Genomic DNA, 13,404 nt, shown 5'->3' with positions numbered 1-13,404 from the left:
GCTTCGCTACAACCACTTTCCCACTCCCCCCATTGTCGGTCACTTTCGTGACCGACAATGGGGAAGAGCTGCGTTTAGCTTTGCTGCGACTAAAAAACATTGCGGGCGGTTCGGTGAAATGGCTATACCTTCAGAGTGCCACCTATCCGGACTTCCGCAAGAGAGATGGGCTTGCGTTTTCCTTTTCGTGTTTTAGTTTCCGGATATGCCCCAGTCCGCTGCTGCTGCTCTCGAAGGAACCCGCCGACGTCGTGCGCGTAATGTGCGGCTCGACCTTTACTTGTCGCCGGACATTGCCGAGCGCTTGCGGTTGGCTGCCGAGGCTGAAGGATTGCGCACGGGAACTTTGGCGCGTCGCCTGCTAATGGAAGCAGTCAGAAGTGGGCGCAGTGCGTCCAAGTCCAAGCCGTAGGCCAGCACCGACAAGCCCGGTGAGTTGCCCACGCCGTCGAGTTTTTCCGCTGCCGTGAAGTCCCTGCTGTAAGTGCTGTGGTGTTCGTCGTCGAGGTCATGGCCTGCCAGTTGGGCGCGCATTTCCGACGCGACGCCAGCCCCTTGAAGCTGCTGGATGACCGTTTTCCGCAAGCTGTGAAAACCGCGCTTGGCTTTCGGCCAGCCGCCCGACAGGTTGCCGAGGTAGTAGCCGAAGGCCTTGGATATCCAGCCGCCTTGCCCGTTCTTCGCCGCTGCCATTGCTTGCGGGAAAACTCGCCAGTCGCCACGTCCGCGCAAGCTGTCCACGTAGTCCAGGAATCCCAAGGCAATCAAATCGGGGTGGACAGGCACGACGCGGTTTGAGGCTTCGGTTTTCAGTTTCTGATGTTCGCCCTCATCGCAGATACGCACGCAGGACACGCCATCGACCTGCAGCACATCGAGGGTCAGGAGCTGGCCGACCTCGCTGGCTCTTGCGCCTGTGTAAAGGCCAACAAGAGCCGCCCAACGCGTTCCCGGTGACAGGCGTGCGAAGTTCTCAGGGGCATAGAGCTGGCGAACTTGGTCGAGTGTGAAAGCCTGAAACCCTAGTTTCTTGCGCTTGCGTTTCTCGCTGGCCGAATAACGGATGTGCTTGGCCGCCGGATTGTCACCGGCAGGGTAGTAGCCAGAGGCCTGCGCCCAAGTGAAAAAGCCGTCAGTGCCGGCAAGGTAGCTCTGCTTATTGAATAGGGTGGGCGTGGATATGCCGCCGTCGCGCAAGTGCTGATAAAAGCGGGCCATGTCCGGGCGGGTGATGGTGTGGACGTGTCGGTCAGGGCCGAGGAAGTCCGCCAGCGCGGTCACGGGAGCGGCTTTGATAGTCAGCGTCTTGGGCAACGTGCTGGCGGCACTCAAGCTTTTCAGCCATGCGTCGCGGGCATTGACGATGGTGATGGCTTCGGCAACGGGTGCCGGAGGCTCGGCCATGGCTGCTCGTGGGGTGGCCCGCTCAAAGCGTCCAATGGCTTCCAAGGCTTCCATCGCACGCGCATGGTCGGCTGCGTCGGTCGCCCGCAGGGTGCCGTTCCGCATGTCGATTTCATACCGCTGGGCACCGTTTTTAGCCACGCTGGCCACCACGTCGGCCACGCTGATTTTCTTCTCCATACCTCGCCCCCTGATGGCGTCGAAAGCCGCAGCATAGCGGCCCGACAATTCAAGCGCGGCAAGGCGTGCGGCCAGCAAGTTTGCGCCCAGTGGGCGCTTGATGAAGTCGCGACCGACAGCGGTCCGCAGGTCAGCAGGGACGCGGATGCGAAAGATGAAACGGCCCGACGCGGTGCGGGTCAAATAGTGAGGGAGTGCCATCGGGTGTGCCCCGATTTGTGCCCTGCCGGCCCACTCTCCGACTAAATAAAAACCCCTGTAAAAACAGGGGCTTCCATTTGTTTGGCGGAGAGAGGGGGATTCGAACCCCCGAAGCGCGGTTTAGACGCTTACACACTTTCCAGGCGTGCTCCTTCAACCACTCGGACACCTCTCCGTGACCTGCCGCTTCCCGAAGGCGCTGCAGGGGCGCAGATTCTATAGGGCCGGCGCTGCGGCCACAAGTCGAATGTGCGGCGGCGCGCGCCGGGCCATCGCGCGCGCCCGGCGGGGTGGCGCCGGTGCCGCGGCACCGCGGCCGATCCATCATGCCGGCACGGGGCGGGCCGCCGGCGACCGGCGCTGTTCCCCGGCCGTTGGCGGCCTGTGCGCGTCCCGGCGCCGGGCGCGGCCCATCCATTCAGCGGCCGCCGCCGCGTCCCTGTCCGGGGCGGGCCGGCGGAGCGGGGGCGTGGCACAATGTGGGTTCAGATGAAGACGGTTGCCTGATGTCCTATCTCGTCCTCGCCCGCAAGTGGCGCCCGAAGCGTTTCGCCGAGCTGGTGGGCCAGGAACACGTGGTCCGCGCGTTGAGCAATGCGCTGGACAGCGGCCGCGTCCACCATGCCTTCCTGTTCACCGGCACCCGCGGCGTCGGCAAGACCACCATCGCGCGCATCTTCGCCAAATCGCTGAACTGCGAGCATGGCACCAGTGCCGACCCGTGCGGCCAGTGCCCGGCCTGCCTGGACATCGACGCCGGCCGCTACATCGACCTGCTGGAGATCGACGCCGCGTCCAACACCGGCGTGGACGACGTGCGCGAGGTGATCGAGAACGCGCAGTACATGCCGTCGCGCGGCAAGTACAAGGTCTATCTGATCGACGAAGTGCACATGCTGTCCAAGGCGGCGTTCAACGCGCTGCTGAAGACGCTGGAGGAACCGCCGGAGCACGTGAAGTTCCTGCTGGCCACCACCGACCCGCAGAAGCTGCCGGTCACCGTGCTGTCGCGCTGCCTGCAGTTCAACCTCAAGCGCCTGGACGAGGAGCAGATCCGCGGGCAGATGACGCGCATCCTCGGTGCCGAGCAGATCGAGTTCGAGGATGGCGCGATCACCCAGCTGGCGCGCGGCGCCGACGGTTCGCTGCGCGATGGCCTGTCGCTGCTCGACCAGGCCATCGCCTATGCCGGCGGCGCGCTGCGCGACGACGTGGTGCGGGCGATGCTCGGTACCGTCGACCGCACCCAGGTGGCGGCGATGCTCGACGCGCTGGCGGCGGGCGACGGCGCGCGCCTGCTGCAGGTCGTGGCGACCCTGGCCGATTTCTCGCCGGACTGGAGCGGCGTGCTCGACGCGCTGGCCGAAGCCCTGCATCGCATCCAGGTACAGCAGCTGGTGCCGGGCGCGCCGGTGCCCGGTGACGGCATCGACGCGGTGGCGTTCGCCGCGCGGCTGCGCCCGGAGGTGGTGCAGCTGTGGTACCAGATGGCACTGGGCGGCCGCCGCGACCTGCACCTGGCGCCGAGCCCGCGCGCCGGTTTCGAAATGACCGTGCTGCGCATGCTGGCGTTCCGCCCGGCCGGTGCGGTGCCGGCGGTGCCGGAAGGCGAAGGTCCGGGGACCGGGGCGGTGTCGTCGTCGGCTGGCGGTTCCACGCCTGCCGTGACCGCGGCTGCCGTCGCTGCACCGGCGGCGCAGCCGGTGGCGGCTGTGCCGGTCGCCGACCCCGTTTCCGCCCATGCGGCCCCGAAGCGCGAAGACGTGGTGCCGCTGGCGGCGCGCGCGCCGCAGGCCGATGCGTCGTCGCTTTCCCCGGCGCCGGCCGCCAACCCGGTGCAGGCGCGCGCGGACGACGACCTGCCGCCATGGATGGAGGAAACCGCCGCGGCGCAGGCGCACCACGAGGTGGCCGATTCCATGCCGCCGGCGCCACGCCAGGCGCCACCGTCGCCATTCCGCGCCGAGGGCATCGCCATTGCGCCTGCCGCGCGCCCTGCGGCGCCGGCAACGGCCGCGGCCGGCGAACCACCGCGCGCGCTGGACAACGCCGAACAGTGGCTGGACCTGGTCGCCACCAGCGGCCTGTCCGGGCCCTCGCGCGAGCTCGCCGCCAACGCCGCGTTCGTCGGTTACCACAACGGCGTGCTGCGGCTGGCGCTGCTGCCGGGCTTCGAGTACCTGCAGTCCGAACGTTCGCTGGGCGCGCTGGCGCAGACCCTGGCGCAGGCGCTGGGCAACGCGCCGAAGATCGTGATCGAGACCGGCAACGCGCCGGCCGAAACCCTGCACGAGCGCGCCGACCGCCAGCGCGGCGAGCGACAGAATGCGGCCGAGGCCGTTTTCATGGCCGACCCCCAGGTGCAGCACCTGCTCGCGCAGGGCGCCCGGGTCGTGCCCGATTCCATCCGTCCCCTTGAAGAGTAGGAAACCATGCGCGGCAATATCGCCCAACTGATGCAACAGGCCCAGAAGATGCAGGAGAACCTGCAGAAGGCCCAGGAAGAACTGGCCAAGCTGGAGGTCACCGGCAGTGCGGGTGGCGGCATGGTCAGCGTGACCCTGACCGGCAGCAAGGAGTGCCGCAAGGTGCGCATCGATCCGTCGGTGCTGTCCGACCAGGAAATGGTCGAGGACCTGATCGCCGCGGCGTTCAATGACGCCTCCAACAAGATCGATGCCGAGTCGCAGGCGCGCATGGGCTCGGCCACGGCCGGCATGAAGCTGCCGCCGGGGATGAAGCTCCCGTTCTGATCACGCTGTGCCGGCCGCGCCCGGCCACCCGTACTGCCCACGTCGCGAAGCCCCCGGGCTTCGCGCGTTCGTTTCGACCATGAGCCCGATGCGATGAGCCTGCCGCTGCTGGAACAACTGATCGAGGCCTTCCGGGTGCTGCCCGGCGTCGGCCAGAAGAGTGCGCAGCGCATGGCCTACCACGTGCTCGAGCGCGCGCGCGATGGCGGCCTGCGGCTGTCGCAGGTGCTGGGCGAGGCGATCGAGCGGATCGGGCATTGCGCGCAGTGCCGCGATTTCAGCGAGGCCGAGGTGTGCCCGCTGTGCGCCAGCGCCAGCCGCGAGCGGGAGACGCTGTGCGTGGTGGAGTCGCCGGCCGACCGCCTGGCCATCGAGCACGCCACCAGCTACCGCGGCCTGTACTACGTGCTGCAGGGGCGGCTGTCGCCGCTGGACGGCATCGGCCCGCGCGAACTCGGCCTGGACCAGTTGGAGGCACGGCTGGCGCAGGGCGAAGTGGTCGAACTGATCATCGCCACCAATTCCACCGTCGAGGGCGAAGCCACCGCGCACTACCTGGCGCAGCTGGCGCGCCGCCACAAGGTGCGCCCGAGCCGGCTGGCGCAGGGCCTGCCGCTGGGCGGCGAGCTGGAATACGTGGACCGCGGCACGCTCTCGCACGCCTTTGGCAGCCGCAGCGAAATCGGCGAATAGGCCACGGCGGGGCGGTAAGCTGTAGGCCGTTCAACGCCAGTGAGCCGCCGCATGACCGATACGATTTTCGGCAAGATCATCCGCCGCGAAATTCCCGCCAGCATCGTCTACGAAGACGACGAGGTGCTGGGCTTCAAGGACATCGCCCCGCAGGCGCCGGTGCATGTCCTGTTCATTCCCAAGAACGAGGTCATCCCCACCCTGGACGACCTGCAGCCGGCGCAGGCGCACCTGGTCGGCAAGCTGGCGCTGGCCGCCGCCGAGTACGCGCGTCGGGAAGGTTTCGCGCAGAACGGCTACCGCATCGTCATGAACTGCCGCGAGGATGCCGGGCAGACGGTGTTCCATATCCACCTGCACCTGCTGGCCGGCGGGCCGCTGGGGCATTTCGGCGCGGCATGAGCCGGCATCCGCGGGACCCGGCGATACGGGCCGTGTGCGGTCGCCTCCGCCGGTGCATCGGCCTGTTGCTGCTGGCGCTGCCGTCGGTGGGGTTCGCGCAGGCGCTGCCGGACGCATCGGCGGCGGGCGCGGTCTTCCAGCGCATGCAGCAGTTGTGCGCGGCCGATGACGGCAAGGCCTGGGGGGTGAGCCTGTGCGGGCCGGTGCTGCTGGTCGATCCGGCCAGCCGCCAGTTCGTTGCCAGCATCGACGGGGCCGATACCGCACTGGAGCGCGACGGCCCGGTGTTCCGTGGCCGCCTGCCCGACAACGTCCCGGTCGCCAATACCGCCGTGGGCTGGAACGGGCGCACCTGGACCATGTTGATGCTGCCGCTGCCCGAAGACCCGGCGGCCCGCTCGATCCTGCTCATGCACGAGGCCTGGCACCGCATCCAGGCCGGAATCGGGCTGGCCGCGACCCACGCCGACCAGGACCAGCTGGAGACCGAGCAGGGACGCACGGCGCTGCGGCTTGAGCTGCGTGCGCTGGCGGCGGCGCTGGAGGCAACCAGCGCGGAGCAGCGGCGGCAGACCATTGCCGACGCGATGACCTTCCGCGCCTGGCGCCACGCGCGGTTCCCGCAGGCGGCTGCCGCCGAGGATGCGATGGAGCGCCACGAGGGCATCGCCGAGTACACCGGGCGCATCCTCGCGCAGGACGACGCGCTGCAGGCCCGGCTCGCCGCGCATCTGCGCCGTGGCGACGCGGTGACGGCCTATGCCCGCTCCTTCGCCTACTACACCGGGCCGGCCTACGGTGTCCTGCTGGACGGTGCCGCGCCGGGCTGGCGCAGTCGCTGGAACCGGCAGGACGGCCTGCCAGGGCTGCTCGCGGCCGCGCTGGGCATGCAGGCCGATGCCGGCGATGCCGCCTTCCAGCGCGCGGGCGCGCGCCATGGCCTGGCCGAGGTGGCGGCCGCCGAGCAGGCCCGCGCGCAGCACCAGGCCGGCGTGGTGGCTGCCCTGCGCGCGCGCCTGGTCGACGGCCCGGTGCTGGCCGTGCCGGTCAACGGTGCCAGTTTCAGTTTCGATCCGAACCGGGTGACGCCGTTGCCACCGCAGGGCGCGGTGTATGGCGTGATCCGCGCCGCGGCCGCCTGGGGCGTGCTGGAGGTGCGCGGCGATGGGCTGTTGTCCACCGACTGGAAGCGGCTGTCGGTGGCCCACGCCGGGGTGCGGCAGACGGCGGCTGGCTGGGAAGGCGAGGGCTGGGTGCTGACGCTGGCGCCGGGCTGGGCGCTGCAGCCCGGCGCGCGTCACGGCGACTGGACGCTCCGCAGGCTGGAGTGAGCCCTGCGGCTACAACGGGAAACGCCGCCCGAAGGCGGCGTTTGCAGTGTGCTGCGGACGCCGGGCTTACCACCAGCCGCCGCGCCAACCCCAGCCCCAGCCGGGGCCCCAGGTCGGTCCCCACGGACCGTACGGGTAGGCCGGCACTACTTCGACTTCGCGCTGCACCGGCCACAGATACACCACGTCGGCGGCGATCTTCGGCAGCGGGTAGTCGTATTCGCCGATCTTGGTGGTCTGGTAGCCGTCGATACGGCCGATGAAGGTCACGTCGCGGCCGGGCTCGAACACCGCCGGGTCGTAGAAGCCGGCGCGGCAGGCGAGGAAGCGGCCATCGCTGGCGTCGGCGGAGGTGGTGCTCGGGCGGCCATTGCCGTTGAGCGGGCGGGCGATCATCTGGAAACAGGTTTCGCCCTGACCGGGAATGGTCTCGATGATGCGGCCACCCCAGCGCACCGGCGTGCCGGTCTGCTTCTGCGCGACGCTGTCACGCGGGGACACCGTGCTGAACTGTCCCTGCAGCGGCTTGGGCGCGGTGGCACAGGCGGCCAGGGTCAGGCTGGCGGCGATGGCAATGAGGATGCGGGTCTTCATGTTCGTGCTCCGGTCGGTAATCCGGGTTGGGGGCGGTGCCTGTGCAGGTCACGCAATAATGAAGCCAGGTCCGACGAGGCGCCAGCGTAGCGCGCATCGCTGAAACGCTGGCTGAGCAGTACCAGCCCGCTGCCGGGCCGCACGGCGTCCACGCGCGCGGCCCAGGCGCCGGCGGTTTCGTGCGCCTGCCGGCCCAGGCCGAGGCGGGTGTAGCGGCGGTCCAGCCGGCGCCAGGCGCGCAGCAGCGGATCGCGCTCGCGTTCGCCGCGCGCCAGCAGCCAGGCCATGGCGGCGACGGCGACAAGCGCGAAGGCGGCGAGCAGCCCGACCAGCTGCGCCGGTTCCAGCCGCTCGATGCCGAACGGGCTGAGCAGCCGCTGCTGGCGGCGCGCGTCGAAGGACAGCACCAGGCCGTTCCAGCTGCGGCGCAGCCAATCGCCGGCCTGCGCGAGCTGCAGCCAGCGCGTTCCCATGTCCAGTCCGCCGCCGGCGGAGTCGCCGCGCGCCAGGCGGTCCTCCAGGGTGTCGCGGATACGCTCCGGGGCGACTGCCGCGGTCGGGTCGACGCGGGTCCAGCCGCGCTGTGGCAGCCACACCTCGGCCCAGGCGTGCGCGTCCATCCTGCGTACCAGCCAGTAGTCGCCGTAGCGGTTGCGGGTGCCGCCGGCGTAGCCGGTGACGACCCGCGCGGGGATGCCGGCGCCACGCATCAGCACCACGAAGGCGGAACTGAAGTGCTCGCAGAAGCCCGCCTTCCAGTCGAACAGGAACTCGTCGGCGCCGTGGCGGCCGGGCAGCGGCGTGCTCAGGGTGTAGCTGAAGTCGCGGCGGATCCACTGCATCGCGCGGCGGACGATGGCGACGTCGTCATTGCCGGCCTCCAGGCGCCACTGCCGGGCCAGCGCCAGCGTGCGTGGATTGAAGCCGCGCGGCAGTTGCAGCGCCTGCGCGCGCAGCTCCGGAGGCAGCGCCTGCTGGAAGCGCACCGGCGCCGCCGAACGCAGGTGCCAGCGGGTCAGCGTGGCCAGCGGCCGGGTGCTCACCAGGGTGTAGTCGGCGTCCAGCCAGGTTTCCTCGGGTGCGGCCAGCGGCAGGTCCAGCGCCACCAGTTCGCGCCGTTCGGTGGCTTCGTACTCGATCTGGTAGTCCCACTGCGGGGCGGCGCCGGCAACCGGTGGTGGCGGGCGCCGCCGCTGGCTTTCCAGCCGCGTCCAGGTGCGCCCGTCGAAGCGGGTGAGCACCGGGCCCCGCCAGTACCGCTGTTCGGGCGGGGGCGCGGCGCCAATGAACTGCGCGCGCAGTGCGGGGCTGTCGTCGGCCATCAGGTCCAGCCATTGCCCGGGCGCCATGGTGTCCGACAGCCCCGGGCGCGCCACCGCCCGTTCGGGGATGCCCCACAGCGGTGTCGGCAGCCGCGGCAACAGCCAGAACCCGGCCAGTGCCAGCGGCAGCGCGACCGCCAGCAGCCGGCCGACGGTCCGCAACTGCAGCATGGTCGGCTGTGCCGCCGCCCCGGTCTCGGCGTCGGCCAGGTGTTGCAGCCCGAGCAGGGCGCTGGCGACCGCCGCCAGCGACAGCAGCAGGGTGGTCGGGCCCTGGTCGAGCAGGAAGGCGGCAAACGGCGCGAACAGCGCGAAGCCCAGCAGGCTGCGTGCGTCACGCAGGCTGCGCAGTTCGCTGGACTTGATCGCCAGCATCGCCGCCAGCAGCGCGCAACCGGTGTCGCGCCCCGGCGATGCGCCCATCTGCCAGTAGATCGCGAGCAGCATGGTGGCGACCAGCAACAGGCGCAGCGGCAGCGGCAGCGGGCGGCGCCAGGCCAGCAGCGCCACCAGCAGCGCGGTGCCGGCGAACACCGCGGCCAGCACGCCCGGCAACTGCAGCAACAGCGGCAGCAGGGCCAGCGCGGTGGTCAGCAGTGCCGCGTTGCGCGCGGTCGGGTTCAAGGGGGGCAAACGGGCGCGCCCGGTCATGGCACACCTGCGCGCGCGCCGGCGTGCGCGCCATGTTGTCGTGGAAAGCGGCGGTCCGTCGGCTTGTTCATGCGTCGGGCATCAGTGCCAGCGCACGCAGGCACTGGTGGCGGTGGGCGTCGCCGGTGGCCGGCCCCAGCGGGGGCTGGCCAGGCAACAGCAGGCGGTAGCGGCGGCCTTCGCGTTCGGCATCGTCCACCCAGCGCGCCAGGCGCGCGATGCGGCGTTCGTACGGCAGCGGGCCGAGCGCTTGCCAGTCCAGCAGCAGTTCGGTGCCGGCCGGGCGTTCGTACTCGCGCACCAGCAGGGTGTCGCGGCGGGCGGAATGTTTCCAGGCGATCGCACGGCGCGCATCACCCTGGCGATAAGGCCGCAACTGCTGCAATTCGTCGCCGAGCGGATGCGGGCGGGTGCGGGTGGAGGCGTCGCCGCTGTCGGGCAGCGGCGGCGCGGGGTGTTCCGGGGCGGGGTAGACCAGCACTGGTGGCGCCGGCCAGATCCAGCTCCAGGCACGGACCAGCCCCAGCGGCTGGGTAGTGGCGAGCTGGATCCGCTGCAACTGCAGCCAGCCGCGGCGCGCGGTGGGCAACCACAGGTCGACTTCCGTGCGATCGCTGCCGGCAAGGTCCGCGAAGGCGAAGGCCGCGCCGCTGGATGCCCGCAGTCCGCGGCGCGGGCGGCGGTCGTCGCGGGCCAGTGCCAGCCGCAGCCGCAGCGGCTGCCCGGCCGCCACCGGCTCGGCCGAGACCGCGTCCACGCGCAGCCCGGCCAACTGCAGGTGCGCCTGCAGCGCGCTGGCCAGCGCGGTGGCCGCAAGCAGCAGTGCCAGCAGCAGCGCCGGATTGTTGTTGTAGTTCAGCGCGCCCAGCAGCATCACCGCCAGCAGCGCGGCCAGGAACAGCCCGAAGCCGGTCGGCAGCACGTAGATGCGGTGGCGGTCGAGCGTGACCGGCAGCGACTCGGGCCGGCGCGGGCGCGCGAGCCGCTGCAGGGCCTGCAGGCGGGCGTGCAACCAGGCCTGCATCTCAGTCGACCTGCACGCCGTGCAGGATGGTGCTGGCCAGCGCGGTGCCGGAGGACGCCTCCGCCTCGGCGACCAGCCGGTGCCCGGCCACGGCGACGAACAGCGCCTGCACGTCATCGGGCAGCACATGGTCGCGGCCGGCCAGCAGCGCATGCGCCCTGGACGCGCGCAGCAGGGCGATGCCGGCGCGCGGCGACAGTCCCACACGAACCCCGGGCTGCTGCCGGCTGCGCGCCAGCAGGCGCTGCACGTAGTCGACCAGCGCATTGCTGGCATGTACCTGCTCGACCGCCAGGCGCAGGTCGCGGATGTCCTGTTCGGCAAGGCTGGGCAGCGTCTGCGCGATCATGTCGCGGCGGCTGGCGCCGGCCAGCAGGGCACGCTCGGCCCCGGCATCGGGATAGCCGAGGGTGAGCCGCAGCAGGAAGCGGTCCAGCTGCGAGTCCGGCAGCGGGAACGTGCCGGACATGTCCACCGGGTTCTGCGTGGCGATCACGAAGAACGGATCGGGCAGCGCATGCGTGGTGCCGTCGATGGTCACCTGCTGCTCGGCCATCGCCTCCAGCAGCGCGCTCTGCGTGCGCGGCGGCGCGCGGTTGATCTCGTCGGCCAGCAGCACGTTGCTGAACACCGGCCCCGGATGGAAACGGAAGCCGCGGCTCTCCGCCTCGTAGATGGACACCCCCAGCACGTCGGCGGGCAGCAGGTCGGAGGTGAACTGCACGCGCTGGAACTGTAGGCCCAGGGTCGATGCCATGGCGTGGGCGAGGGTGGTCTTGCCCAGTCCGGGCAGGTCCTCGATCAGCAGGTGGCCGCCGGACAGCAGCGCGACGAATGCCAGCCTGACCTCGGCGGTCTTGCCCAGCAGCAGCGCGTTGACCTGCTGCTGCGCCTGCTGCAGGGCCTGGAAGGCGACATCGGTTAGCATTCTTGGTGACGGCAACGGAGCCATGGTCGTCTCGGATCAGGGGTCGAAGGGAGTTTAAGCGCCAATGCAGGTGGGTCAGCGTGCGCGCAATGCGTTCGTCGTACTTTGGGTGACGGTCACGGTGCTGAAGGCGATCGTGGCGGCGCGCCTGCCATTGTTCGTCGACGAGGCGTTCTACTGGCAGGAGGGGCGGCACCTGGCGGCCGCCTATTCGGACCTGCCGGGGCTGACCGCCTGGATGACCCGGCTCGGCGGCGAACTGGCCGGCCACCATGCGTTCGGCATCCGCCTGCCATTCCTGCTGATGGGGGCGCTGCTGCCGTGGATGGTGGTGCGGGTATCGACGCGCTGGTTCGGTGCGCGGGTGGGCTGGCAGGCCGGGTCGCTGACGCTGTTGATGCCGCTTTCGGCGACGCTCGGCATCCTCGCGGTGCCGGACGTGCCCATGGCGTTCGCGGCCCTGCTGTGCCTGGCGGCCGGCGCCCGCCTGCTGCGCAGCGTCGATGCCGGCGGTGCGCTGATGCTGGCCGCCGGCCTGGTGCTGGGCGCGTTGAGCCACTATCGCTTCATCGGGGTGATCGCGGTCGGCTTCATCGCGCTGCTGCTGTTGCCGGAGGGCCGGCGCACGCTGCGCGACGCGCGGGTGTGGATGGCGCTGACGGTCGGCATCGTCGCCTGGCTGCCGCTGCTGTCCTGGAACATGGACAACCAGGATGCCGGCCTGAAGTTCCAGCTGGTCGAGCGCCACCCGTGGGCCTTCCAGGCCAGTGGGCTGTGGTTCCTGGTCATCCAGCCGCTGCTGGTGACGCCGCTGCTGTGCATCGCACTGTGGCAGGCGTGCGTCTCCGGCCTGCGCCCGCAGCCCGCCGGCCACCAGCACCGCGTGCAATGGCGCTATTTCGCGCTGGTCGGCGGCGTTTCCACGCTCGCGATCTTCCTGCTGGGGTTCTTCACCGACGTCGAGCGCATCAGCTTCCACTGGCCACTGCCGGGCTATTTCGCCCTGCTGGTGGTGGTGCCGCTGGTCCTGGGCCGCTGGCGCCGCGGCTGGCGCCGGCTCGCCTGGGCGTTGGTGCTGCTGGGCGCGGCCTGTGCGTTCGGCTACTACCTGACCGCGGCCTCGCCGGCACTGCGCGCGCAGCTTGCCGGCAATAAGTTCTACCCACGCAATTTCGCCGGCTGGCAGCCGCTGGCCGACGCGGTGCGCGAGGAGCTGGCGGCCATGCCGGAAGGTACCCGGGTGCTGGCCGGCAGCTTCAAGGTGGGTGCCGAGCTGGGATTCCTCCGCGATGACGCGTCCATCCACGTGTTGCCGCATCCGCTCAACGACAAGCACGGGCGTACCGCGCAGCTGGCGCTGTGGGGGGTGATCGGGGAAGAACGCCGCAGCGGCCCGCGGCTGCTGGTGCTGGCGCCCGGTGACCAGCGCTACCGTGACCTGCTGGCGCGCTACCACCAGGTGTGCGCCCTGGTGGGGCCGCTGCCGCCGCCGCGGGTGGTGTCCACCGATCATGGCTACCAGCGCTTCCTGCTGTTCCGGCTGCCCGCGACGAAGCCGTCCGGCCCCTGCGTCACCCCGGCGATGGCCTGGGTCGATGCGCCGCTGCCCGGGGCGCAGGCGCGCGACGCGCTGGAGGTGGCCGGCTGGGCCTTCAAGGACGGCGTGGGCCTGGCGGCGGTGGAGATACTGGTCGACGGCGAGGTCGCGGCGCGGGCCGATTACGGGCTGGAGAACGACGTGACCGGCTTCTGGAAGATCTCCACCGATCCCCATCATCCCCGCGTCGGTTTCCGCGCGCGCCTGGATGTCCGCGCGCTGCCGCCCGGCCGCCACTGGCTCGGCCTGCGCCTGCACGGCACCGACGGCAGCGTCGAGGACTGGTGGGAGCAGCCCTTCCAGGTCGCGCGCTGACCTGTTCTC

11 protein-coding genes and 1 tRNA gene are annotated in these 13,404 nt (G+C 70.6%); 6 read left to right on the top strand and 6 right to left on the bottom strand.

The window, feature by feature from the left end; translation table 11 throughout:
- Positions 1-276: 276 nt before the first annotated feature.
- Positions 277-1,785, bottom strand: coding sequence for a site-specific integrase (locus tag AC06E6_RS14625; RefSeq protein WP_296252759.1), 1,509 nt, complete (start codon positions 1,783-1,785; stop codon positions 277-279).
- Between the two features lie 82 nt (positions 1,786-1,867).
- Positions 1,868-1,960: transfer RNA gene (locus AC06E6_RS14620), tRNA-Ser, on the bottom strand.
- A gap of 331 nt (positions 1,961-2,291) precedes the next feature.
- Here AC06E6_RS14620 and dnaX point away from each other — a divergent pair.
- From dnaX to AC06E6_RS14595, 5 genes are all read left to right on the top strand, one after another.
- A complete protein-coding gene (gene dnaX, locus AC06E6_RS14615; RefSeq protein ID WP_478061831.1) occupies positions 2,292-4,211 on the top strand; it encodes a DNA polymerase III subunit gamma/tau in 1,920 nt (639 codons plus the stop codon).
- A gap of 6 nt (positions 4,212-4,217) precedes the next feature.
- Positions 4,218-4,538, top strand: a complete 321-nt coding sequence (locus AC06E6_RS14610; protein WP_104938200.1) for a YbaB/EbfC family nucleoid-associated protein — start codon at positions 4,218-4,220, stop codon at positions 4,536-4,538.
- Positions 4,539-4,631: 93 nt separating this feature from the next.
- Positions 4,632-5,231, top strand: a complete 600-nt coding sequence (gene recR, locus AC06E6_RS14605) for a recombination mediator RecR (protein ID WP_104938201.1) — start codon at positions 4,632-4,634, stop codon at positions 5,229-5,231.
- 51 nt (positions 5,232-5,282) lie between these two features.
- Entirely contained in the window at positions 5,283-5,633 is a 351-nt protein-coding gene (locus AC06E6_RS14600; RefSeq protein ID WP_478061829.1) for a histidine triad nucleotide-binding protein, read from the top strand.
- A 32-nt stretch (positions 5,634-5,665) separates the two neighbouring features.
- Positions 5,666-6,964: a hypothetical protein gene (locus tag AC06E6_RS14595; protein ID WP_478061827.1), complete on the top strand. Its 1,299-nt coding sequence runs from the start codon at positions 5,666-5,668 to the stop codon at positions 6,962-6,964.
- A 66-nt stretch (positions 6,965-7,030) separates the two neighbouring features.
- Here AC06E6_RS14595 and AC06E6_RS14590 read toward each other — a convergent pair whose 3' ends face one another.
- The 4 genes from AC06E6_RS14590 to AC06E6_RS14575 all read right to left on the bottom strand — a co-directional run bounded on the left by AC06E6_RS14590 (position 7,031) and on the right by AC06E6_RS14575 (position 11,507).
- Positions 7,031-7,558: a Slp family lipoprotein gene (locus AC06E6_RS14590; RefSeq protein ID WP_240211728.1), complete on the bottom strand. Its 528-nt coding sequence runs from the start codon at positions 7,556-7,558 to the stop codon at positions 7,031-7,033.
- Positions 7,555-9,531, bottom strand: a complete 1,977-nt coding sequence (locus AC06E6_RS14585) for a transglutaminase TgpA family protein (protein WP_478061825.1) — start codon at positions 9,529-9,531, stop codon at positions 7,555-7,557. The genes AC06E6_RS14590 and AC06E6_RS14585 overlap by 4 nt, the downstream gene beginning before the upstream one ends.
- 67 nt (positions 9,532-9,598) lie before the next feature.
- Complete coding sequence (locus AC06E6_RS14580) at positions 9,599-10,555, bottom strand: DUF58 domain-containing protein (protein ID WP_240211726.1); 957 nt, start codon at positions 10,553-10,555, stop codon at positions 9,599-9,601.
- A gap of 1 nt (position 10,556) precedes the next feature.
- Entirely contained in the window at positions 10,557-11,507 is a 951-nt protein-coding gene (locus tag AC06E6_RS14575) for an AAA family ATPase (RefSeq protein WP_478061823.1), read from the bottom strand.
- A 40-nt stretch (positions 11,508-11,547) separates the two neighbouring features.
- Here AC06E6_RS14575 and AC06E6_RS14570 point away from each other — a divergent pair, with 40 nt between their 5' ends.
- A complete protein-coding gene (locus AC06E6_RS14570; RefSeq protein ID WP_240211724.1) occupies positions 11,548-13,395 on the top strand; it encodes an ArnT family glycosyltransferase in 1,848 nt (615 codons plus the stop codon).
- The last annotated feature ends 9 nt before the right edge of the window (positions 13,396-13,404 follow it).

The sequence above is a fragment of the Stenotrophomonas sp. Steno-Z10-HUANG genome (assembly GCF_056393075.1).
This window is presented reverse-complemented; position numbering and strand designations above follow the sequence as displayed.

What these genes read in the sequence shown, in the direction of transcription:
- AC06E6_RS14625 (WP_296252759.1), bottom strand. Translation starts at nt 1,785, where the DNA reads ATGGCACTCCCTCACTATTTGACCCGCACCGCGTCGGGCCGTTTCATC.
- dnaX (WP_478061831.1), top strand. Translation starts at nt 2,292, where the DNA reads ATGTCCTATCTCGTCCTCGCCCGCAAGTGGCGCCCGAAGCGTTTCGCC.
- AC06E6_RS14610 (WP_104938200.1), top strand. Translation starts at nt 4,218, where the DNA reads ATGCGCGGCAATATCGCCCAACTGATGCAACAGGCCCAGAAGATGCAG.
- recR (WP_104938201.1), top strand. Translation starts at nt 4,632, where the DNA reads ATGAGCCTGCCGCTGCTGGAACAACTGATCGAGGCCTTCCGGGTGCTG.
- AC06E6_RS14600 (WP_478061829.1), top strand. Translation starts at nt 5,283, where the DNA reads ATGACCGATACGATTTTCGGCAAGATCATCCGCCGCGAAATTCCCGCC.
- AC06E6_RS14590 (WP_240211728.1), bottom strand. Translation starts at nt 7,558, where the DNA reads ATGAAGACCCGCATCCTCATTGCCATCGCCGCCAGCCTGACCCTGGCC.
- AC06E6_RS14585 (WP_478061825.1), bottom strand. Translation starts at nt 9,531, where the DNA reads ATGACCGGGCGCGCCCGTTTGCCCCCCTTGAACCCGACCGCGCGCAAC.
- AC06E6_RS14580 (WP_240211726.1), bottom strand. Translation starts at nt 10,555, where the DNA reads ATGCAGGCCTGGTTGCACGCCCGCCTGCAGGCCCTGCAGCGGCTCGCG.
- AC06E6_RS14575 (WP_478061823.1), bottom strand. Translation starts at nt 11,507, where the DNA reads ATGGCTCCGTTGCCGTCACCAAGAATGCTAACCGATGTCGCCTTCCAG.
- AC06E6_RS14570 (WP_240211724.1), top strand. Translation starts at nt 11,548, where the DNA reads ATGCAGGTGGGTCAGCGTGCGCGCAATGCGTTCGTCGTACTTTGGGTG.